Source organism: Rhodococcus ruber NBRC 15591 (assembly GCF_001894945.1).
Taxonomy (GTDB): domain Bacteria; phylum Actinomycetota; class Actinomycetes; order Mycobacteriales; family Mycobacteriaceae; genus Rhodococcus; species Rhodococcus ruber.
Genome location: NZ_BCXE01000021.1, coordinates 247,235 through 268,754, shown reverse-complemented (window position 1 = coordinate 268,754; position 21,520 = coordinate 247,235). Strand labels below are relative to the sequence as shown.

The 21,520-nt window shown below is 70.6% G+C and carries 19 protein-coding genes; 15 read left to right on the top strand and 4 right to left on the bottom strand.

Features of this window, described 5'->3' with window-relative positions; all coding sequences use genetic code 11:
• Positions 1–7 precede the first annotated feature (7 nt).
• Together RR3_RS14315 and RR3_RS14310 are read left to right on the top strand one after the other, a co-directional pair.
• Complete coding sequence (locus RR3_RS14315) at positions 8–529, top strand: gamma carbonic anhydrase family protein (protein WP_010592797.1); 522 nt, start codon at positions 8–10, stop codon at positions 527–529.
• An 18-nt stretch (positions 530–547) separates the two neighbouring features.
• Complete coding sequence (locus RR3_RS14310) at positions 548–1,225, top strand: uracil-DNA glycosylase (RefSeq protein ID WP_010592796.1); 678 nt, start codon at positions 548–550, stop codon at positions 1,223–1,225.
• Between the two features lie 68 nt (positions 1,226–1,293).
• Here the strand turns inward: RR3_RS14310 and RR3_RS14305 are convergent, their stop codons facing one another.
• Positions 1,294–2,085: an enoyl-CoA hydratase-related protein gene (locus RR3_RS14305; protein WP_010592795.1), complete on the bottom strand. Its 792-nt coding sequence runs from the start codon at positions 2,083–2,085 to the stop codon at positions 1,294–1,296.
• A gap of 204 nt (positions 2,086–2,289) precedes the next feature.
• Positions 2,290–2,481 (bottom strand): 50S ribosomal protein L28, encoded by a 192-nt coding sequence (gene rpmB, locus RR3_RS14300; RefSeq protein WP_003939060.1) that lies wholly within the window; start codon positions 2,479–2,481, stop codon positions 2,290–2,292.
• A gap of 197 nt (positions 2,482–2,678) precedes the next feature.
• On the opposite strand from rpmB, the gene RR3_RS14295 reads away from it, so the two are divergent.
• From RR3_RS14295 to RR3_RS14245, 11 genes are all read left to right on the top strand, one after another.
• On the top strand, positions 2,679–4,316 hold the full coding sequence (locus RR3_RS14295; RefSeq protein WP_017680525.1) for a DAK2 domain-containing protein: 1,638 nt from the start codon (positions 2,679–2,681) through the stop codon (positions 4,314–4,316).
• Positions 4,317–4,375: 59 nt separating this feature from the next.
• Positions 4,376–6,679: an ATP-dependent DNA helicase RecG gene (gene recG, locus RR3_RS14290; RefSeq protein WP_040271770.1), complete on the top strand. Its 2,304-nt coding sequence runs from the start codon at positions 4,376–4,378 to the stop codon at positions 6,677–6,679.
• Positions 6,680–6,863: 184 nt separating this feature from the next.
• Positions 6,864–10,265, top strand: coding sequence for a pyruvate carboxylase (locus tag RR3_RS14285; RefSeq protein ID WP_010592791.1), 3,402 nt, complete (start codon positions 6,864–6,866; stop codon positions 10,263–10,265).
• On the top strand, positions 10,222–10,854 hold the full coding sequence (rsmD, locus tag RR3_RS14280; RefSeq protein ID WP_228287162.1) for a 16S rRNA (guanine(966)-N(2))-methyltransferase RsmD: 633 nt from the start codon (positions 10,222–10,224) through the stop codon (positions 10,852–10,854). Before RR3_RS14285 ends, rsmD begins: the two co-directional genes overlap by 44 nt.
• A complete protein-coding gene (coaD, locus tag RR3_RS14275) occupies positions 10,851–11,345 on the top strand; it encodes a pantetheine-phosphate adenylyltransferase (RefSeq protein ID WP_003939055.1) in 495 nt (164 codons plus the stop codon). Before rsmD ends, coaD begins: the two co-directional genes overlap by 4 nt.
• Before the next feature lie 167 nt (positions 11,346–11,512).
• Complete coding sequence (locus tag RR3_RS14270; protein ID WP_010592789.1) at positions 11,513–12,274, top strand: DivIVA domain-containing protein; 762 nt, start codon at positions 11,513–11,515, stop codon at positions 12,272–12,274.
• 117 nt (positions 12,275–12,391) lie between these two features.
• Positions 12,392–13,006, top strand: coding sequence for a YceD family protein (locus RR3_RS14265; RefSeq protein ID WP_017680526.1), 615 nt, complete (start codon positions 12,392–12,394; stop codon positions 13,004–13,006).
• Between the two features lie 2 nt (positions 13,007–13,008).
• Positions 13,009–13,191 carry a 50S ribosomal protein L32 gene (gene rpmF, locus RR3_RS14260; RefSeq protein WP_003939052.1) on the top strand — a complete coding sequence of 61 codons (183 nt, stop codon included), beginning with the start codon at positions 13,009–13,011 and terminating at the stop codon, positions 13,189–13,191.
• 20 nt (positions 13,192–13,211) lie between these two features.
• Positions 13,212–13,973, top strand: a complete 762-nt coding sequence (gene rnc, locus RR3_RS14255) for a ribonuclease III (RefSeq protein WP_010592787.1) — start codon at positions 13,212–13,214, stop codon at positions 13,971–13,973.
• A gap of 6 nt (positions 13,974–13,979) precedes the next feature.
• On the top strand, positions 13,980–14,849 hold the full coding sequence (mutM, locus tag RR3_RS14250) for a bifunctional DNA-formamidopyrimidine glycosylase/DNA-(apurinic or apyrimidinic site) lyase (protein ID WP_017680528.1): 870 nt from the start codon (positions 13,980–13,982) through the stop codon (positions 14,847–14,849).
• A gap of 93 nt (positions 14,850–14,942) precedes the next feature.
• Positions 14,943–15,413 carry a hypothetical protein gene (locus tag RR3_RS14245; RefSeq protein ID WP_230831617.1) on the top strand — a complete coding sequence of 157 codons (471 nt, stop codon included), beginning with the start codon at positions 14,943–14,945 and terminating at the stop codon, positions 15,411–15,413.
• A gap of 9 nt (positions 15,414–15,422) precedes the next feature.
• Here RR3_RS14245 and RR3_RS14240 read toward each other — a convergent pair whose 3' ends face one another.
• Both RR3_RS14240 and RR3_RS25180 read right to left on the bottom strand, forming a co-directional pair.
• A complete protein-coding gene (locus RR3_RS14240) occupies positions 15,423–16,277 on the bottom strand; it encodes an SDR family oxidoreductase (RefSeq protein ID WP_234420184.1) in 855 nt (284 codons plus the stop codon).
• A complete protein-coding gene (locus RR3_RS25180; protein ID WP_225222746.1) occupies positions 16,274–16,549 on the bottom strand; it encodes a hypothetical protein in 276 nt (91 codons plus the stop codon). Before RR3_RS25180 ends, RR3_RS14240 begins: the two co-directional genes overlap by 4 nt.
• A gap of 591 nt (positions 16,550–17,140) precedes the next feature.
• Between RR3_RS25180 and nhaA the strand changes: the two genes are divergently transcribed.
• Both nhaA and RR3_RS14225 read left to right on the top strand, forming a co-directional pair.
• Entirely contained in the window at positions 17,141–18,367 is a 1,227-nt protein-coding gene (nhaA, locus tag RR3_RS14230; RefSeq protein ID WP_010592782.1) for a Na+/H+ antiporter NhaA, read from the top strand.
• Positions 18,368–18,506: 139 nt separating this feature from the next.
• Positions 18,507–21,509, top strand: a complete 3,003-nt coding sequence (locus tag RR3_RS14225; protein WP_017680531.1) for a UPF0182 family protein — start codon at positions 18,507–18,509, stop codon at positions 21,507–21,509.
• The last annotated feature ends 11 nt before the right edge of the window (positions 21,510–21,520 follow it).

The following is a 21,520-nucleotide window of genomic DNA, read 5'->3' as shown; positions in this document are numbered from 1 at the left end:
TCAGGACATGGCTGTGTATGCGCTCGGCGACCGTGTGCCCGATATTCATCCCGACGCCTGGGTCCATCCCGATGCGGTGGTCATCGGCGACGTCACCCTCGGTGCCCGCGCCTCGGTGTGGCCCACCGCGGTCCTGCGCGGCGACTACGGCCGGATCGTCGTCGGCGCCGAGAGCAACATCCAGGACGGGACGATCATCCACTGCACCGCCGTGGACGCCACCGTCATCGGCGCCGGAACCGTCGTCGGCCACAACGCCCACATCGAGGGCTCCACCATCGGCGACGGCTGCCTGATCGGTTCCGGCTCCCTCGTGCTCAACGGCTCCGTCGTCGGCGACGGGGCGATCGTCGCGGCCGGTGCGCTCGTGGCTCCCCGCTTCCAGGTCCCGCCGCGCTCGATGGCGATGGGTGTCCCGGCGAAGGTCCGGGAGGGATACGAGGTGCCGGAGGGGCACATCGACGCCAACGCCAAGATGTACGCGGCGAACGCCGAGTACTACCGCGGCGCGCTGCGGCGGATCGACTAGAAGGACCGGGCACCACCGATGGCTGTACGACCCTTGCCGGAGATCGTCGAGGAGGGCTGGGCGCGGGCACTGGCCCCCGTCGCCGACGACATCGCCGCGATGGGTGATTTCCTGCGCGCCGAGAACGCCGCCGGACGTGGCTACCTGCCCGCCGGCGCGAACGTGCTGCGGGCCTTCACCGAGCCGTTCGACCGGGTGAAGGTGCTCATCGTCGGCCAGGACCCGTACCCGACGCCGGGTCATGCCGTCGGGCTGAGCTTCTCGGTCGCACCGGACGTACGTCCGGTGCCGCGCAGCCTGGCCAACATCTACCGCGAGTACAGCGACGACCTCGGCCTGCCGACACCACCGAACGGCGACCTCACGCCGTGGTCGGCGCAGGGGGTGCTGCTGCTCAACCGCGTCCTGACGGTGCAGCCCGGCCAGCCCGCGTCGCACCGCGGCAAGGGCTGGGAGCGCGTGACCGAGCAGGCGATCCGAGCGCTCGTCGCGCGCACGGCACCACTCGTCGCGATCCTGTGGGGTCGGGACGCGGCCACGCTCGAGCCGATGCTCGGCGACGTGCCCACCGTGAAGTCGGCGCACCCGTCGCCGCTGTCGGCCTCCCGCGGGTTCTTCGGTTCCCGCCCCTTCAGCCGAGCGAACGCGTTGCTGGCCGATCAGGGCGGGAACCCGGTGGACTGGCGCCTGGCCTGAACCGGGTGCGGCTGAGCCCCGGTCGTTCAGGCCCGGTCGTTCAGCCCCGGTCGCTCAGCCGCAGTCGCTCAGCCCCGGTCGATCGACTCGAAGTCGGGGCGCCGCTTCTCTACGAACGCGTCGACACCCTCGATGCCCGTGGGGGTGGTGGCCGCCGCGGCGATCGCCTCGGCCTCCGCGTCGAGCTGCTCGGACAACGACCGTCCCGTGGACTCGGCCACCAGTCGCCGGATGCCGGCGTAGGCGGCGGTGGGACCGTTCGCGAGGGTGCGAGCCACCCGCATCGCCTCGCCCTGCACCTCGTCGTCGGCCACGAGACGGCTGAGCACCCCGAGCCGCACGGCCTCGTCGGCGTTCAGGACACAGTCGGTCAGGATGATCTCCCGCGCGCGGGCGACCCCGACGACGCGCGGCAAGGTCCACGACATCCCGCCGTCGGGTGTGAACCCGATCGACGGGTACGCCGGGCGCAGCTTCGTCGAGGGACCGCCGAGCGCGATGTCTGCGTGCAGCACGATGCTCATGCCCGCGCCCGCCGCCCAGCCCTGGACCGCGGCCACCACGGGCATGCGAGCCGCGTCGAGGGCACGGACGAAGTCGTGGAACAGGCGTGCGACGTCGCCGACGAACTCGCCGCGGTCCGGCGCGGCGGCGAACGCACGGACGTCGCCGCCCGCGCAGAAGTTGGCGCCTTCACCGACGAGCAGAACGGCGCCGACCCCGGCGCCGGCGGATCGCAGGGCCTCGATCCCCTGGGCCATGCCCGCGGGGGAGAGGGAGGTGCCACGCTCGGCGGTCGCCACGGCGATGCGCAGCACGCCGTCCTCGATACGGACGTGGGACAGTACTGATTCGGTCACCCGGGGCACCCTACCGGGTGCCCCGACGGTCGGTGCGAGGCCGTCGCTACCGTCCGGGCGAGCCTCTTGTGACGGGTGGTTGCGAGTCCCTCGCGGCGGGTGGCTGCGAGTCCGTCGCGACGGGTGGCTGCGAGTCCCTCGCGAGGGGGACCGGACACGACGAGGCCCCGGCGTCGCAACGCCGGGGCCTCGTCGAACCGGATATCAGCCGCGGACGACCTTGCCTGCCTTGAGGCAGGAGGTGCACACGTTGACCTTGCGCGTGTTGCCCGGGGCAACCTGAGCGCGAACGCTCTGGATGTTCGGGTTCCAACGACGGTTGGTACGCCGGTGCGAGTGCGAGACCGACTTACCGAAGCCGGGGCCCTTGGCGCATACGTCGCAGACGGCAGCCATAGTCGCGAACTCCTTGGTGAGTAGTGGATATTTTCGTGTCTTCGTCGGCCTGCGAACACGGGAAGGCGTCCGCCACCCGTGCGAGGCAACCCTGCAAGCGTAGCGGGTGGGTGTGGCAATGGCCAAACCGGCCGGCCTGCGGGCACACCGTTACCCTTGCGTCACCGGTTGCGTGGTGGGCGAAGAGGGGGAAGCAGGTGCTCGAGGTCGGGGAAGCAGTCGACGGGACCGCCCTGCGCAGATGGGTGGATCTCGGGTTGCGGGTCCTCGCCGAGCGCCGCGACGAGATCAACAGTCTCAACGTCTTCCCCGTCCCCGACGGCGATACCGGCACCAACCTGCTCGTCACCCTGCGCTCCGCGGCAGCGGAACTCGACACCTCCGCGGCCGACGCCGACGATGTCGCCACGATCGTCGGCGCCCTGGCGCGCGGCGCCTTCCACGGCGCCCGCGGCAACTCCGGGGTCATCCTCGCCCAGATGCTGCGTGGCTTGGCCGATGCGCTCGACGGTGCCGTCGTGGTCGACGGCGCCGAACTCGGGCGCGCCTGGTGTCACGCCGCCGACCTCGTCACCCGCGCCCTGAGCTGCCCCGCCGAGGGCACGATCGTCAGTGTGCTGCACGCGGCCGCCGACGGCGCGCACGCGGCCGGCGGATCCGGTTCGCTCGTGGCGGTGGCGACCGCGGCGGCCGATGCCGCCGCCGAGGCCGTGCAACGCACCACGGCACAGCTCGACGTGCTGGCCGAGGCTGGGGTCGTCGATGCCGGTGGACTCGGTCTGCTCCTGCTGCTGGACGCGTTCGTCGAGACGGTTTCCGGCCGGCGTCCGGACCGGGCGCCGATCGCGACGTCGCGGCCCGGCGCCCCCGTCCGGCATGTCGGGCACGACGGGCGCGGCCTCCGCGACGACGGCCAGGACTTCGAGGTCATGTACTTCGTGGAAGGCTCCGACACCACCCGCATGGACGTCCTGCGTGCCCGTCTCGACGCGCTGGGGGACTCGGTTGCCGTCGTCGGTGACGGCGCCGGCACCTGGTCCGTGCACGTGCACTGCTGCGACGCGGGAGCCGCCGTCGAGGCCGGCCTGGAGGCCGGGAGGCTGCACCAGGTCAGCGTCACCTGCTTCGCGCTGGAGGCTCGGCAGCGGAGCGGCGTCGATCCGGTCGGTTCCGGTGCCGGAACTCGCTCGGTGCTCGCCGTCGTGGCCGGCGACGGAGCGGCGGAACTGTTCGAAGCCGAGGGTGCCGCGATCGTGCGAGCGGACCATCCGATCACCCGCCGGCATCTGCTCGACGCGATCCGCCGGCTGGGCAGCCGCGACGTGATGGTTCTGCCCAACGGTGCGCTGCCCGCCCAGGAACTCGTCGCCGTGGGTGCGGCGGCCCGCGACCACCGGCGTGAGGTGATGTTCCTGCCCTGCTCGTCGATGGTGCAGGGGCTGGCGTCGCTCGCGGTGCACGACCCGAGCCGCGATTCCGCCGACGACGCCTTCGCCATGTCGGAGGCGGCCGCCGCGACGCGGTGGGGCTCGTTGCGCATCGCGAACGAACGCGCCCTGACCTGGGTGGGAACCTGCGAGCCGGGGCACAGCCTGGGCCTGTCGGGTCACGATGTCGTAGTCATCGAGCATGATCTCGTGACGGCGGGAGCGTCGCTGCTCGACAAGGTGCTCGCCGCGGGCGGAGAGCTCGTGACGATGCTCGTCGGTCTCGACGCCCCCGACGGACTCGCCGAGCAGCTGACCCGGCACGTCAACGACCGCCACCCCGAGGTGGAGGTGCTGGTGTACCACGGAGGGCAGCGCAGCGACCTGCTGCAGCTCGGCGTGGAATAGCCGGCACAGGAACAGTCGGACGCCGGGTACCGGTGTCGATCGGAGCGGAGAGGGCGGCAGTGGCGACACTCGCGGACCGACTCGATCATCTTCTCGGCCGCAAGACCGCGGAGGCACTCGCCGAGTCGTTCGGCATGACCACCGTCGAGGACCTGCTGCGCCACTACCCCCACCGGTACGCCACCCAGGGCGCCGAGCTCGGCGACTCGCAACCGGCCGAGGGCCAGCACGTGACGATCATCGCGCGGGTGGCCAAGGCCGACGAGGTGCGGATGAAGAGCCGCCCCGGTACCCGTCTCGCTGTCGTGCTCGAATCGGACCGGCAGAAGATCGACGTGACCTTCTTCAACCCGCACAAGGTCAAGTACAACATCAAGCCCGGGGTGCGCGGCATGTTCTCCGGCACCGTCAAGTACTTCCGTGACAAGTGGAGCCTGGCCCACCCGAGCTACATCATCCTGCCCGAGCCCCGCGGCCCCGAGATCGGCGGCGCGGCCCCCCGGCCCGCCCGGGTACGTGGCGCCGGCGCCCTCGCCGGGATGGCCCGCAGTGCCCAGGGCGACGGCGGCATCGACATGTCGATCTTCGACCGGGCCCTCATCCCGATGTATCCCGCCACCCGCGACGTCGAATCGTGGACCGTGATGCGATGCGTGCGGCAGATCCTCGACCAGCTCGAGACCATCGACGACCCGCTGCCCGACTGGGTGCGTCGCGAGCACGGCCTGATCGGGCTGGACGAGGCGCTGCGCCGCATCCACCTGCCCGACGACCGGGACGACGTCACCGCCGCCCGCGAGCGCCTGCGGTTCGACGAGGCCGCGGCGGTGCAGCTCGTGCTCGCCCGGCGCCGACACGACGTCGCGGTGCGCACCGCCCCGGCGTGCCCGCGCCGCAGCGGCGGTATCGCCGACGAGTTCGATCGGAGGCTGCCGTTCGAACTGACCGCCGGCCAGCTCGCCGTCGCGGGCGAGATCGCGGCCGACCTCGCCGGCGAGCATCCGATGAATCGGTTGCTGCAGGGCGAGGTCGGTTCGGGCAAGACGATCGTGGCGCTGCGGGCCATGCTGCAGGTCATCGACGCGGGGCACCAGTGCGCGCTGCTCGCCCCGACCGAAGTTCTCGCCGCCCAGCATGCGCGGTCGCTGACGAGGATGCTCGGCGACCTCGCCGAGGCGGGCGAACTCGGTGCCCACGAACTGGCCACGAAGGTCACCCTCGTGACGGGATCGATGGGCACCGCCCGCAAGCGGCAGGCCCTGCTCGACATCGTGAGCGGCGACTCGGGGCTCGTGATCGGCACCCACGCGCTGATCCAGCAGGGCGTCGAGTTCCACGACCTCGGGCTGGTCGTCGTCGACGAACAACACCGCTTCGGGGTGGAGCAGCGCGACGTGCTGCGCAACCGCGGCCGCGACGGTGCCAGCCCGCACGTGCTGGTGATGACGGCGACACCGATCCCGCGCACCATCGCGATGACCGTCCTCGGCGACCTCGAGGTGTCCACATTGCGGGAACTGCCCCGCGGCCGGTCGCCCATCACCAGCCGGGTCGTGGCGGCGAAGGTGCATCCGAGCTGGGTGACGCGCGCCTGGGAACGCATCGGCGAGGAGGTCGCGGCGGGCCGGCAGGCGTATGTGGTGTGCTCGCGCATCGGCGACGGCGACAGCGACGAGGACGCCGACCTCGTCGACGTCGACGTCGACGAGGCGGAGACGACCGGCGGGCGCAGGGGAAAGGGCACGCCTCCCGAGACGAAGTCGGTTCTCCAGCAGTTCGAGGAGCTCGCCGGGGGGCCGCTCGCCCATCTGCGGGTCGGGCTGCTGCACGGGCGCCTGCCCGCCGACGAGAAGGACGCGGTGATGCGCGACTTCGCCGCGGGCGACATCGACGTGCTGGTGTGCACCACCGTCGTCGAAGTGGGCGTGGATGTGCCCAACGCGACGGTGATGGTCATCGTGGATGCCGATCGCTTCGGGGTCAGCCAGCTGCATCAGCTGCGCGGCCGGGTGGGCCGGGGCGGGCATGCGGGGCTCTGCCTGCTCGTGACCGATTCAAAACCGGGCGCGCCCGCCATGGCCCGCCTCGAGGCCGTCGCCGCGACGACCGACGGATTCGCGCTCGCCCAGCTGGACCTGCAGCAGCGCCGCGAGGGGGACGTGCTCGGCGTCGCCCAGTCGGGCACCACGTCGACGCTGCGGATGCTCTCGCTCGTCGACGACGTCGAGGTCATCTCGGCCGCGCAGGCCTTCGCCCGTGCGGTGACCGACCGTGATCCGCGGCTCGAGGACCACCCCGGTCTGGCCCGCATGGTCTCGGCCGCGCTCGACACCGAACGGGTCGCGTACCTCGAGAAGTCGTGAGGTTACGTTTCGCGCACGTCGGGTGCGGCGCCCGCGTGAGGTGACGGCGGACGCCTCCTCCGTGTTTCCGGCGCGTTAAAGATCTCTCGACCTGCATCGTTTCAGTCGGCCGAAGACTGCCGTTCGTCCCACGATCTGGGATGCAGGCGCCGAACGGAGTGTTACGTCGCGGTACCGTCGTCCAATGTTCTCCAAAGTGCTTGTCGCCAACCGAGGCGAGATCGCGATCCGCGCGTTCCGTGCCGCCTACGAACTGGGTGCCGGTACCGTCGCGGTGTTTCCGTACGAGGACCGCAATTCCCTGCACCGGCTCAAGGCCGACGAGGCCTACCAGATCGGGGAGCAGGGGCATCCGGTCCGCGCGTACCTGTCCGTGGCTGAGATCGTCGCCGCCGCCAAGAAGGCCGGGGCCGACGCGGTCTACCCCGGCTACGGCTTCCTGTCCGAGAACCCGGATCTGGCGGCGGCGTGTGCGGCGGAAGGCATCACCTTCATCGGTCCGTCGGCGCACGTGCTGGAGCTGACCGGGAACAAGGCCCGGGCGATCGCCGCGGCGAAGGCGGCGGGCCTGCCGGTGCTGGCGTCGTCCGAGCCGTCGGCCGACCTCGAGGAGCTGCTCGAGGCGGCCGAGTCGATGGAGTTCCCGATCTTCGTCAAGGCCGTCGCCGGCGGCGGCGGACGCGGCATGCGGCGCGTCGCCGAGCGCAGCCAGCTGCGCGAGGCGATCGAGGCGGCGTCCCGAGAGGCGGACGCGGCGTTCGGCGATCCCACGGTGTTCCTCGAGCAGGCCGTGGTCGATCCCCGGCACATCGAGGTGCAGATCCTGGCCGACGGCCAGGGCAACGTCATGCACCTGTTCGAGCGGGACTGCTCGCTGCAGCGCCGCCACCAGAAGGTCATCGAGCTGGCCCCGGCACCGAACCTCGCGCCCGAGCTGCGCGAGCGGATCTGCGCGGACGCCGTCGCGTTCGCGAAGCAGATCGGCTACAGCTGCGCCGGCACCGTCGAATTCCTCCTCGACTCCCGCGGCAACCACGTCTTCATCGAGATGAACCCGCGCATCCAGGTCGAGCACACGGTCACCGAGGAGATCACCGACGTCGACCTGGTGCAGGCGCAGCTGCGCATCGCCTCCGGCGAGTCGCTGACCGACCTGGGCCTGTCGCAGGACAAGGTCGCCATCCGCGGCGCGGCGCTGCAGTGCCGCATCACCACCGAGGATCCGGCCAACGGCTTCCGGCCCGACACCGGCCGCATCAGTGCCTACCGCACGCCCGGCGGCGCCGGCATCCGCCTCGACGGCGGCACCTCCGTCGGCGCCGAGGTCTCCGCCCACTTCGACTCGATGCTGGTCAAGCTCACGGCCCGCGGCCGCGACCTGCCCACCGCCGTCGCCCGCGCCCGCCGCGCGGTCACCGAGTTCCGCATCCGCGGCGTGTCGACGAACATCCCCTTCCTGCAGGCCGTGCTCGACGACCCGGACTTCCGGGCCGGCAACGTCACCACGTCGTTCATCGACGAGCGACCCCAGTTGCTGACCGCCAAGACGTCCGCGGACCGCGGCACCAAGATCGTCGAGTACCTGGCCGACGTGACGGTGAACAAGCCGCACGGCGAGCGCCCGACGACGGTGTACCCGCACGACAAGCTGCCGAAGATCGACCTCGACGTCGCCCCGCCGGCAGGCTCGCGGCAGCGGCTGCTCGCCCTCGGCCCGGACGGCTTCGCGAAGGCGCTGCGCGAACAGAAGGCCCTCGCCGTCACCGACACCACCTTCCGCGACGCGCACCAGTCGCTGCTCGCGACCCGCGTGCGCAGCAAGGACCTGCTCACCGTCGCCGGTCACGTCGCGCGGATGACCCCGCAACTGCTGTCGATCGAGGCGTGGGGCGGCGCCACCTACGACGTCGCGCTGCGGTTCCTGCACGAGGATCCGTGGGAGCGTCTTGCGGCGTTGCGCGAGGCCATCCCCAACATCAACCTGCAGATGCTGCTGCGCGGCCGGAACACGGTCGGCTACACCCCGTACCCGGAGGTGGTCACCCGCGCGTTCGTCCGTGAGGCCACCGACACCGGCATCGACATCTTCCGCATCTTCGACGCGCTGAACAACGTCGACCAGATGCGGCCGGCGATCGACGCGGTCCGCGAGACCGGGACCGCCCTGGCCGAGGTCGCGATGTCCTACACCGGGGACCTGTCGAATCCCGGAGAGACGCTCTACACCCTCGACTACTACCTGCGCCTGGCGGAGCAGATCGTCGAGGCCGGGGCCCACGTGCTGGCGATCAAGGACATGGCCGGACTGCTGCGCGCCCCCGCGGCCGCCACCCTGGTCTCGGCGCTGCGCAGCAACTTCGACCTGCCGGTGCACGTGCACACCCACGACACCCCCGGCGGCCAGCTCGCGACGTACCTCGCGGCGTGGCAGGCCGGCGCCGACGCCGTCGACGGGGCGTCCGCCGCGCTGGCCGGCACCACCAGTCAGCCCGCGCTGTCGGCGATCGTCGCCGCGGCGGCCCACTCGGAGCACGACACCGGCCTCGACCTGCAGGCCGTGTGCGACCTCGAACCGTACTGGGAGGCGCTGCGCAAGGTGTACGCGCCGTTCGAGTCGGGCCTGCCCGCACCCACGGGCCGCGTCTACACCCACGAGATCCCCGGCGGGCAGCTGTCGAATCTGCGGCAGCAGGCCATCGCGCTGGGCCTGGGTGACCGGTTCGAGGAGGTCGAGGCAAAGTACGCCGCCGCCGACCGGATGCTCGGCCGGCTGGTCAAGGTCACCCCCTCGTCGAAGGTCGTCGGTGACCTGGCTCTGCACCTGGTGGGCTCCGGCGTCGCCAGCGAGGAGTTCGCGGCCGATCCGTCCCGCTTCGACATCCCGGACTCGGTGATCGGATTCCTCCGCGGCGAGCTCGGCACTCCGCCCGGCGGGTGGCCCGAGCCGTTCCGCTCGAAGGCCCTCGAGGGCCGGGGCGCCCCCAAGGCCGAGGTGCCGCTGACGTCCGAGGAGGAGAAGGCCCTCGACGACACCTCCACCGAGCGCCGCGCCACCTTGAACCGGCTGCTGTTCCCCGGCCCGACCCAGGCGTTCCTCGAGCACCGGGACCGCTACGGCGACACCTCGGAGCTGTCGGCCAACCAGTTCTTCTACGGGCTGCGGCGCGGGGAGGAACACCGGGTGCGCCTGGACAAGGGCGTCGAGCTGCTGATCGGGCTCGAGGCGATCTCCGAGCCGGACGAGCGCGGCTTCCGGACCGTGATGTGCATCCTCAACGGGCAGCTGCGCCCGGTGTCGGTGCGCGACAAGTCCGTCGCCAGCGAGGTTCCGGCCGCGGAGAAGGCCGATCGCGCCAACCCCGGGCACGTCGCCGCGCCCTTCGCCGGCGCCGTGACCCTCCTGGTCGCCGAGGGTGACCGGGTCGCCGCCGGCGACACCGTCGCCACCATCGAGGCGATGAAGATGGAGGCCGCGATCACCGCTCCGCGCGGCGGCGTGGTCACTCGCGTCGCCCTCGCCGGGGTGTCCCAGGTGGAGGGCGGTGACCTGCTGGTCGTCGTGTCCACCGAGGAGAGCGCGGAGTGATCGGACGGTTCTCCGGGACGGTGCGATGACCCGGATCGTGGCCGGCCGGGCCGGGGGGCGGCGCCTGAAGGTGCCGCCCCGCGGGACCCGCCCCACCTCCGAGCGGGTCCGCGAGGCGCTGTTCAGCTCGCTCACGGCCCGGATGGAGCTCGACGGCGCGTCGGTGCTGGACCTGTACGCCGGCTCCGGCGCCCTCGGGCTCGAGGCGTTGTCCCGGGGCGCTGCCCACGCCCTGCTCGTCGAGTCCGACGCGCAGGCCGCCGCGGTGATTCGCCGGAACATCCGCGAACTCGGGCTGCCTGCGGTGCTGCGGGCGGCGCCGGTGGCCGCGGTGCTCGGCGGTGCCCCGGACCGGGTCTACGACCTCGTGCTCGCAGATCCGCCGTATGCGGTGACCGAGCAGGCGGTGTCCGCGATGCTCACCGTTTTGGTCGACGGGGGCTGGGTGGGGGAGGGCTCGGTGGTGGTGCTCGAGCGTTCTTCCCGCTCGCCGGAGACGGTCTGGCCGGACGCCCTCGAACCGGAACGCGTCCGCAAGTACGGTGAGACCCGGATCGAGATCGCCACCTGCTACGGTTCGGACTCATGAGCAGTGCGGTCTGCCCCGGTTCGTTCGATCCCGTGACCAACGGCCACCTCGACGTCATCTCGCGGACTGCCGTGCAGTTCGACGAAGTGACGGTGACCGTCGTGATCAACCCCAACAAGCAGGGAATGTTCACGGTCCCCGAGCGCATCGAGATGCTCACCGAAGCCACCGCCCATCTCGGCAACGTGCGCGTCGACTCCTGGCAGGGCCTGCTGGTGGACTACGCACGCGCCCACGGGATCACCGCCATCGTCAAGGGCCTGCGCGGGGCCAACGACTTCGACTACGAGCTGCAGATGGCGCAGATGAACCACAAGCTCACCGGCGTCGACACCCTCTTCGTCGCGACCAACCCGGCCTACAGCTACCTGTCGAGCTCTCTCGTCAAGGAGGTCGCCACCTACGGCGGCGACGTCGCCGACATGCTTCCGGCAACGGTGCACAAGCGGCTCCTGGCGCGGATCGCGGAGCGGACAGCCGCGCAGCGCTGATCGGACCCAGCCGCGCAGCACTGATCGGATCCGACGGGCGGGTCGGCGCGGCCCGTTCGATTGCCGACACACCGGGTGCGCGATGCGCGACTCGGACGGTACCTGCGGCAGACTTGCATCCGGCGCCGGTCGCACCGGCCGCGCCGGGACGACGATTGGGGTTGGGCGTGTACCGCGTATTCGAGGCACTCGACGAGCTGGTCGCGATCGTCGAGGAAGCACGCAGTGTCCCGATGACCGCGAGCTGCGTGGTCCCGCGCGGCGACGTACTGGATCTGCTCGACGACGTCCGCGACGCGCTGCCGGCGGAACTGGACGACGCGCAGGACGTTTTGGACCATCGCGACAAGCTCATCGGGGACGCGCGGACTCAGGCCGACAAGACGGTCGCGGATGCCGACGCGGAGGCCCGCGAGACTCTCGACAACGCCCGCGCGGACGCGGATCGCATGCTCGCCGACGCGAAGGCGCAGGCGGACCGGATGGTGCAGGAGGCCCGCGCCCACGCCGACGATCTGCTGCGCGACGCCCAGGCCGAAGCCGACGACACGATCGCCGACGCCAAGGACCAGTACGAGTCCGTGACGGCCCGCGCGCAGGCCGAGGCCGACCGCATGATCGAGGCAGGCAAGGCCTCGTACGAGCGGTCGGTCGCCGACGGCGAGGCCGAGCAGGCCCGGCTGGTGTCGCAGACGGAGGTCGTCCAGGCCGCGCACGCCGAGTCGGCCCGGGTCATCGACGCCGCACACGCCGAGTCGGATCGGTTGCGGTCGGAATGCGACGAGTACGTCGACTCCAAGCTCGCCGAGTTCGAGGACGTGCTCGGCACGACCCTGCGGTCGGTGGGCCGCGGCCGGCAGCAGTTGCGAACAGGCGCCGGGGTGCCCGACTACACGGAGGCCGAACGCCGGTCCGAGCGGCGCCGCTGACGCCACCGGCGTCCGCGCGGGGGCGATTTCGCCGAGCCCGGGTCCGTCGCGTATCGTGGAGTGGTTGCCCAGCCGCCCCGCGGCATCCGCCACCTGGAAAGAGGAAGAAGCATTCCCGTGTCTGCCCGCCGTCACAGCTCCCAGCATCCCGCCCGGGATTCGGGTCTCGTGCTGGACGTACTCTCGCTCGGCCGCCGTCCGGGCTCCATGCGCACCGTCCACGAAGTGGTACCCGCGCCGGTGCGGATCGGACTCGACGCGATCGCGATCGCGGAAGGCACGGATGTGGAACTCGACCTCCGGTTGGAAGCGGTCTCGGAGGGGGTCCTCGTCACCGGGACCGTGCGTGCCGATACAGTCGGCGAGTGCTCGCGCTGCCTCGAACCCTTCGAGGACTCGGTGGAGTTGTACCTGACGGAGCTGTTCGCCTACCCGAACAGCGTCACGGAGCAGACCACCGACGAGGACGAGGTCCACCGCCTGGTGGACGACACGATCGACCTCGAGCCGGTCATCGTCGACACCGTCGGACTGGAACTTCCGCTGCGGCCGTTGTGTAGTGACGACTGCGCGGGACTGTGCCCCGAATGCGGCATTCGCCTGGCGATTGCGGAATCCGGGCACGGGCATGAGAGAATGGATCCTCGCTGGGCTGGGTTGGCAGCCGCTTTCGGCGCAGGCTCCGAAGAACCCAGCAGTGCACCCGACAGCAAGAACAACGAGGAGAAGTAGACGTGGCCGTCCCCAAGCGCAGAATGTCGCGTTCGAACACCCGGTCGCGGCGGAGCCAGTGGAACACCACTGCGCCGACGCTCGTCACCTGCCCGAACCGTGGCTGCGGTGAGAAGAAGCTGCCCCACGTGGCGTGCCCGTCGTGCGGCACCTACAACGGCCGTCAGGTGACCGCCGCCGTCTAGTTCTCGAATTCTGAGACATCGTGACGAGCGATTCGACCACCGCATCCGAGGGCGGCGAAGGGGAACACGTGTCCCTTCTCGCCGCCCTCGGTGTCGATGTGGATCCGGAGCTGCTGACGCTTGCGCTCACGCACCGCTCCTACGCCTACGAGAACGGCGGCCTGCCGACCAACGAGCGTCTCGAGTTCCTCGGTGACGCCGTCCTGGGCCTCACCGTCACCGAGAAGCTGTACCTGTCACACCCGGACAAGTCCGAGGGTGAACTCGCGAAGATCCGCGCTTCGGTGGTGAACATGCACGCCCTCGCCGAGGTCGCGCGCTCCCTCGGGGAGGGGGGCCTCGGTCCGCACCTGCTGCTCGGCAAGGGTGAGGAACTCACCGGGGGCCGTGACAAGCCCAGCATCCTCGCGGACGGCATGGAGTCGCTGCTCGGTGCCGTCCACCTGCAGCACGGCATCGACGTCGCACGCACCGTCGTGCTGCGCCTGTTCGCCGAACTCCTGGAGCGGGGCCCGCGCCTCGGCGCCGGCCTCGACTGGAAGACGAGCCTGCAGGAACTGACCGCGGAACGCGGCGTGGGCGTGCCCGCGTACGAGATCACCGCCACCGGCCCGGACCACGACAAGGAATTCACCGCGACCGTGATCGTCGCGGGCGACGCCCGTGGCGTCGGCGTGGGACGCACGAAGAAGGAAGCCGAGCAGAAGGCCGCCGCCGCGGCCTGGCAGAGCCTGTCCGACAGCGACGCCGCCCCCACCGGCGCCGCCGCCGACCAGAACTGACCCGACGTGCCCGAACTGCCCGAGGTCGAGGTCGTCCGCCGCGGCCTGGACGCGCACGTCCGGGGCGCCACCATCGAGTCCGTCCAGGTGCTGCATCCGCGTGCGGTGCGCCGGCACGAACCCGGTCCGCGGGATCTCGCGTTGCGGCTGACCGGGCAGGCCGTCGCCGCGGTCCAGCGTCGCGGCAAGTACCTGTGGCTCGTCCTCGAGCCCGCCGACGTCGCGCTGGTCGTGCATCTCGGGATGAGCGGACAGATGCTGGTCCAGCCGCCTGCGGTGCCGGACGAGAAACACCTGCGCATCCGTGCCGTTCTCGACAACGGCACCGATCTGCGGTTCGTGGATCAGCGCACCTTCGGCGGCTGGGCCCTCGCCCCGCTCGTCGAGGTCGACGGTGCCGTCCTGCCGGAACCCGTCGCGCACATCGCCCGCGACCCCCTGGACCCCGCGTTCGACGCGGCCGCCGTGGTGAAGGTGCTGCGCGGCAAGCACTCCGAGATCAAGCGCCTCCTCCTCGACCAGACCGTCGTGTCGGGCATCGGCAACATCTACGCCGACGAATCGCTGTGGCGGGCCGGCGTGCACGGCAACCGTGCCGCCGACCGGCTCGGGGGACCGACCCTGCGCCGGCTCCTCGACGCGGCCCGCGACGTGATGGGCGAGGCACTCGCGCAGGGTGGCACCTCGTTCGATGCCCTCTACGTCAACGTCAACGGCGAGTCCGGATACTTCGATCGGTCGCTGAACGTCTACGGCCAGGAGAACCTGCCGTGCCCACGGTGCGGTACGCCGGTCCGGCGCGAGAAGTTCATGAACCGCTCGTCGTTCAGTTGCCCGACCTGTCAGCCGCCGCCCCGGAGCGCGCGGCGAGTCTGAGCTTCCGCCCACCTCCGAAACCGTCGAAGCGGCGAATCCGCCTCACGATCCCGCTCCGGGCAGGCACAGTGGGAGCGGCGGAGGAGGACGCACATGCGAACATCGAGGACGGCCGTACCCGTGGCTGCGGCAGCGCTGGCGGTGGCACTCGCGGTCGGCGGCTGCGGCACCGACGACACGTACCCGAGCGAGTCGGCGCAGACGACCACCGAGACAGCCCCGGAGACGACCCCACCGACCGGGACGGCCGGGTCCGAACCCGGGCAGCCGGGCACCGAGCCGCAGGTCACCGAAGCGACGGGTGGGATCCCGGCCTATCAGCCGTCGACACTCGTCAGCCGATCGATCGGCTCGACCGTCCTGACGACCTCCGACCCGATCGAACAGGTCGGCGCCTTCTACCTCGACTTCGTGGGCCGGGAGGGGTGGCAGACGGTCTCCGAAAGTGTCACTCCGTACAGCACGAGTCTCACGATCAGGAAGACGGGGGAGGGCGCCTCCATCTCGGTCTCGTCGGGTGGTGACGGGACGCTGATCTCGATCAGTACCTATCCGTCTCCGTAGCGGCGCTGCTCAGCCGTCTCCGAGCCGGCGTGGGCGGAACAGCGCCTCGGCGTCGTCCGTCGCGTAGGCGGACCGGCGTTGATCCGCCAGGCCCAGCATGTATTCGGCGACCTGCTCGGGGGCTGTGCGGTAGACGTCCCAAAGGTGTTTCGGGCCCTCGGGGAAGGCGATGATCCCTTCCCCCGCGGCGACGGCGTCCAGGATCGTCCGCGCGGCCTCGTCGGCGGTGATCGAGTCGTCGGGGGCTCGGCCCGCGACGGGATCTCCCATGAGCGAGGTCTCGAAGATCCGGGTGGCAACGTTGCCGGGGCACACCACCGAGACCCGGATGCCGTCGGCGGCAAGTTCGTACCGCAATGCTTCGCTCAACCCTACGATCCCGAATTTCGTTGTGCAGTAGAGCGATTGATATGGGAACGGCACCAGCCCCGCGACCGATGCGGTGTTGACGAGGTGACCGCCGCCCTGCCTCCGCATGATCGGCAGGGCGGCATGGATCCCGTAGATCACACCCCACAGGTTCAGATCCACGATGCGCCGCCACTGTTCGAGCGTCGCCTCACCGATCGGCAACGTGCCGCCTACCCCCGCGTTGTTGAACAGGAAGTCGAGGCGGCCGTGGCGGGAGGCCGCCTCCTCGATCAGGTGCTGGACCTCCTGCTGCCGCATCACGTCCACGGTTGCGCACTCGACGCGGCCGGCGTGCTCGACGAGGGACTCACGTGCCGCGGCGAGCCGCTCCGAGTCGCGGTCGGCGAGCACGACGACCGCGCCCGCGCGCGCGAGCGCCTCGCCGACGGCGCGGCCGATCCCCGAGGCCCCGCCCGTGACGACGCACACCCCTCCTTCGAAATGCCCGCTCATGTCCACAACCTCCGTGCCGAGGCGACCTGGAGGGCCTGGTGGCCGCGCGTGACGTCGTCGATCGGCAATCCGGCCGGAGCGTCGGCGACGTGCCTCTGGGTGGGGTTCTCCTCCCAGGTGAGCAAATGCCGGTCGATCGTTCCCTCCGCTTGCCCCTCCTGCGTGTAGGTGAGATCGATCGGGTACAGCGTCGGGTGGCTCAGGGCCGTGCCGGGCCTGCCGATGTGTGGGATGTAGCCGCCGCCGGCCATCGACCCCACGCCGCGGTTCATCGCGTATCCGATCTCGACGACCGCTTCGGTGATCTCGAAGCCCCCCCGGACGTGACGCGTCGGGCCTGCGGATCTGTGCGGTACCGGATGGCGACACCGGTCACATCGCAGTACGTCCACGACCCCAGGGGCGCGGGGGGCGAAGTGGGCAGGCTTCGAATATGTCTCGACCTCGGAGACGGTGAACACCTTCCGGAGCGTATCCCGTTCGTGCGGCATGCATTCTGATTCGCGGCGATCGGGGACCCACGCACTCGCGCGTCTGCTTGCAGAATGCCTCGCTCGAGCTGCCGGGTCCGGTACGGGGGCGATGCCAGGGCGACGGGAAGACCGTCCGGCGTTTCGCGCGGACGCCCGGTGTGCACCGCATCGTCGACGCCGAGGACCCGCATTGCCGTCTGCGTGGCGATGTCGCCTTCGGTGCCTCTCGGCTCGGATCGGGGGCGCCGGGTGGGATACGGTGGACTCGGTGCGCCGGGAAGTCTGGTCGGCAAACGATGACCGCTGCGCGAAATCCGAGGACGATCGATGACGACACCCTTCTCCCGCCTGCCGTTGCTCTCACGTGGATCGTGGGAGGAATCCAAGCGGGTGACCGAGATTCTCCGCAAGGAGACGGTCGGCGGCATCCTGCTGCTCATCGGCGCGCTCGCGGCCCTGATCTGGGCCAACACGCCGTGGTCCGACGCCTACCACAGCCTCCGTGACACCACGGTGGGCCCGTCCGCCCTGCATCTGGACCTGTCTCTCGGGACGTGGGCGGCCGACGGCCTGCTCGCCATCTTCTTCTTCGTCGTCGGCCTGGAACTCAAGCGCGAGTTCGTCGCCGGCGACCTGCGCGATCTACGGCGCGCCGCGGTGCCGATCACCGCCGCGGTAGGGGGAATGGCGGTTCCCGCCGTGGTGTTCGTCGCGGTGAATCTGCGTGGCGGAGGGGACGCCCTGGCGGGATGGGCCGTGCCCACCGCCACCGACATCGCCTTCGCCGTGGCCATCCTCGCCGTCATCGGGACGCACCTCCCGGCCGCCCTGCGTACCTTCCTGCTGACGCTCGCCGTCGTCGACGACCTGCTCGCCGTCACCGTGATCGCGGTGTTCTACACCGACGACCTCGACTTCGTATACCTCGGACTGGCGCTGCTGCCGCTGCTCGCCTTCGCGCTCGCGGTGCAGCGAGGCATCCGGTTCTGGTGGCTGCTGGTGCCGCTGGCGGCGCTCACATGGTTCCTCGTCCACGAATCCGGCGTGCACGCCACCGTGGCCGGCGTCCTGCTCGGGTTCACCGTGCCGGTCGCCCGCCGGACACGCACCGGAACCGAAGCCATGGCCGAGCAGTTCGAACATCGCCTCCGGCCACTGTCGGCCGGGGTGGCTGTCCCGATCTTCGCGTTCTTCGCCGCCGGCGTGACGATCGGTGGCCTCGACGGCCTGGGTGAAGCGCTCCGCGACCCGATCTCGATCGGTGTCGTCGCGGGCCTCGTGCTCGGCAAGGTCGTCGGGATCTTCGGCGTCACCTACCTGATGGCCCGGTTCACCCGCGCCCACCTGGACGAGGGTCTGAGCTGGCTGGACGTGCTCGGAGTCGCGCTGCTCGGCGGCATCGGCTTCACCGTCTCCCTGCTCATCGGGGATCTCGCGTACGGCGCCGGCACGGTCGCGGCCGACCACGTCAAGGTCGCCGTCCTCGTCGGCTCCCTCACGGCGGCGCTCGCCGCCTCGGTCGTGCTCCGCTCCCGGAACCGGGCCTACCGCAGGATCGCCGAACTCGAGACCGTCGACGCGGATCACGACGGCATCCCGGACGTCTACCAGCGCTGAGGCTCCGCCGGGTCGCGTGACAGGGATCGGCGATTCCTGGGCGAGGCGATCGACCCCGCCTAGAATGGACGGACGGACATCGCGGCGGCACCCGATCCCGCGCCGCCCCGGCCACCGCGGTGTACGCGGGTGATCGGAGGTGGACGTGCATCCCTCCGAACCCGCGCGTGTGCTACCCCGCCGGGCGTATCGGGCGCTCGTCGCGTTTCTGGTCCTCTTCGCTCTGCTCGTCGTGGGACCTCGGCTGGTGGCGGTGTACACGGACTGGCTCTGGTTCGGGGAAGTCGGCTACCGAGACGTGTGGGGCACCGTCCTCGTGACCCGGCTGGTGCTGTTCGCCGTGGTGACGCTGGTGGTGACGGGGCTGCTCTTCGGAGCGACGGTGTGGGCGTACCGATCGCGCCCCCTGTTCGCCACCGGTCCGGACGATCCGATCGAGCGATACCGGATCATGGTGCTGCGGCGCCCGAAGCTGTACGCGATCGGCATTCCGCTGCTGCTGGGACTGTTCTTCGGCCTGAGCGCACAGAGCCAGTGGGCCAGAGTGCAGCTCTTCCTCCACGGCGGAGCATTCGGTAGCTCCGACGCCGAGTTCGGGCACGATATCGGGTTCTACGTCTTCGACCTGCCCTTCTACCGGCTCCTGCTGACGTGGGCGTTCGTCGCGCTGTTCCTGGCACTCGTGCTCTGCGCGGCTACCCACTACCTCTTCGGTGGACTCCGGGTGCCCTTCACGACCGGCTCCGAGACCCGACGCGGTACCACCGGCGCGACGACGCGCGCGGCCCGGATCCAGATCGCGGTTCTCGCCGGGAGCTTCGTCGCGCTCAAGGCGGTCGCGTACTGGTTCGACCGGTACGAGTTGTTGTGGAGCGGCCGGAAGGAACCGACGTTCACCGGGGCCGGGTTCACCGACATCAACGCGGTCCTGCCGGCGCGCCTGATCCTGGTGGCGATCGCCGTGCTCTGCGCGGCGGCGTTCTTCGCCTCGATACTGCTGGACGACCTGCGGGTGCCGCTGATGGCGACCGCGCTCCTGGTCCTGTCGTCGATCGTCGTCGGCGGTGTCTTCCCGGCGCTCACGGAGCAGTTCTCGGTGCGCCCGAATGCGGCCGATCGCGAGAGCCCGTACATCGAGCGCAACATCGCCGCGACCAGGCAGGCGTACGAGATCGAGGCCGATCGCGTCGAGTACCTCGACTATCCCGGGGTCGGAACCCGGCCGCCGCGGGAGATCCCGGCCGACGTCACCACGATCGCCAATGCCCGGCTGCTGGACCCGAACGTGCTCTCCAGGACCTTCACCCAGCAACAGCAGCTGAAGAACTTCTACGGGTTCACTCCGCAGCTGGACATCGACCGGTACACCATCGACGGGAAGGTCGGTGACTACATCGTCGCCGCCCGGGAACTCTCCCCGGACAGTCTGAGCGGCAACCAGACCCAGTGGATCAACCGGCACACCGTCTACACCCACGGCAACGGATTCGTGGCGGCGCCGGCGAACCGGGTCAACGCCGCCGTCCGGGACGCGGCCGCGGCCGGCAGCGGAAGCGACAGCGGTTACCCCATCTACACCGTCAGCGACATCGCTTCCCAGGCCTCCGGCCGGCAACTGATCCCGGTCGAGCAACCGCGCATCTACTTCGGTGAGCTGATCGCGGCGTCGGACCCGGACTACGCGATCGTCGGCGGGCCCGCAGGTGCGGCGCCGCGCGAGTACGACACGGACACCTCCCAGTACACCTACACCGGAAGCGGGGGAGTGCCGATCGGGAGCTGGATCAACCGGCTGGCCTTCGCGGTGCGCTACGGCGAGCGCAACATCCTGTTCTCCGGCGCCATCGGGGCGGATTCGAAGATCATCTTCGATCGTGATCCGAAGACCCGCGTGGAGCGGGTCGCGCCGTGGCTGCGCACCGACGCCAACCCGTACCCGGCGGTGGTGGCAGGCCGGATCGTCTGGATCGTCGACGGCTACACCACCCTCGCGCACTACCCGTACTCCCAGGCCGGCGCGCTGCCCGGCGCCGGCGTCACCGAGACCGGCCGGCTATTGCCGGGTGAGGCCGTCTCCTACATCAGGAACTCGGTCAAGGCCACGGTGGACGCCTACGACGGCACCGTCACCCTCTACCAGGTGGACACGAACGACCCGGTCCTCGCGGCGTGGATGGGCGCCTTCCCCGACGCCGTGCAACCGCCGGAATCGATCAGCCCGGAACTGCGCTCCCACTTCCGTTACCCGGAGGACCTCTTCGGTCTCCAGCGGGACCGGCTCGCGAAGTACCACGTCGACGACCCACGGGAATTCTTCACCAACAATGCGTTCTGGTCCGTTCCCAGCGACCCCACCTCCGAGGCCGTGGGGTCTCAGCCGCCGTACTACGTGCTGGTCGGTGACCGCGAGAGCGCGGAACCGTCCTTCCGTCTGGCCAGCGCGATGGTGGGGTTCAACCGAGAATTCCTCTCCGCCTACATCTCGGTGGACTCCGACCCGGACAACTACGGCCGGATGGAGGTGCTGCAGCTGCCGACCGACACGCAGACCCAGGGTCCGCAGCAGACCCAGAACTCGATGATCTCCGACACCCGGGTGGCCTCCGAACGCACCCTGCTCGAGCGGTCAAACCGGATCCACTACGGCAATCTGCTGACGCTGCCGATAGCGGACGGCGGGGTGCTCTACGTCGAGCCCCTGTTCACCGAACGTCTCACGAGCACCGCCGACGGTTCGACGTTCCCGCAGTTGTCGCGGGTGCTGGTCAGCTATCGCGAACCCAGCGCCGGCGGCGTCCGTGTCGGGTACGCGCCCACCCTCGCCGAGGCCCTCGACCAGGTCTTCGGGGCGGGAACGGGCCGGGTGGCGACCGCGCCCGGAGGAGACGCCGCGACCTCGCCGGATCCTGCGACCGCACCGCCGTCCGAGGGCGGCGCCGCGGTGCCGCCGACCACCGCGCCCCCGCCGGCCGCGGAGCCGACCCCGGAGCAGCTGACCGCCGCCGTCGTCGAACTGAACAGCGCCCTGGCGGATCTGCGCGAGGCTCAGCGCACGGGCGACTTCACGTCGTACGGCGCCGCGCTCGACCGGCTCCAACGCGCCGTCGACAACTTCCTGGCGGCCGGGGGAAGCCCCAACTGAGGTTCACCGCG

What these genes read in the sequence shown, in the direction of transcription:
- RR3_RS14315 (WP_010592797.1), top strand. Translation starts at nt 8, where the DNA reads ATGGCTGTGTATGCGCTCGGCGACCGTGTGCCCGATATTCATCCCGAC.
- RR3_RS14310 (WP_010592796.1), top strand. Translation starts at nt 548, where the DNA reads ATGGCTGTACGACCCTTGCCGGAGATCGTCGAGGAGGGCTGGGCGCGG.
- rpmB (WP_003939060.1), bottom strand. Translation starts at nt 2,481, where the DNA reads ATGGCTGCCGTCTGCGACGTATGCGCCAAGGGCCCCGGCTTCGGTAAG.
- RR3_RS14285 (WP_010592791.1), top strand. Translation starts at nt 6,864, where the DNA reads ATGTTCTCCAAAGTGCTTGTCGCCAACCGAGGCGAGATCGCGATCCGC.
- coaD (WP_003939055.1), top strand. Translation starts at nt 10,851, where the DNA reads ATGAGCAGTGCGGTCTGCCCCGGTTCGTTCGATCCCGTGACCAACGGC.
- RR3_RS14245 (WP_230831617.1), top strand. Translation starts at nt 14,943, where the DNA reads ATGCGAACATCGAGGACGGCCGTACCCGTGGCTGCGGCAGCGCTGGCG.
- RR3_RS14240 (WP_234420184.1), bottom strand. Translation starts at nt 16,277, where the DNA reads ATGAGCGGGCATTTCGAAGGAGGGGTGTGCGTCGTCACGGGCGGGGCC.
- RR3_RS25180 (WP_225222746.1), bottom strand. Translation starts at nt 16,549, where the DNA reads ATGAACCGCGGCGTGGGGTCGATGGCCGGCGGCGGCTACATCCCACAC.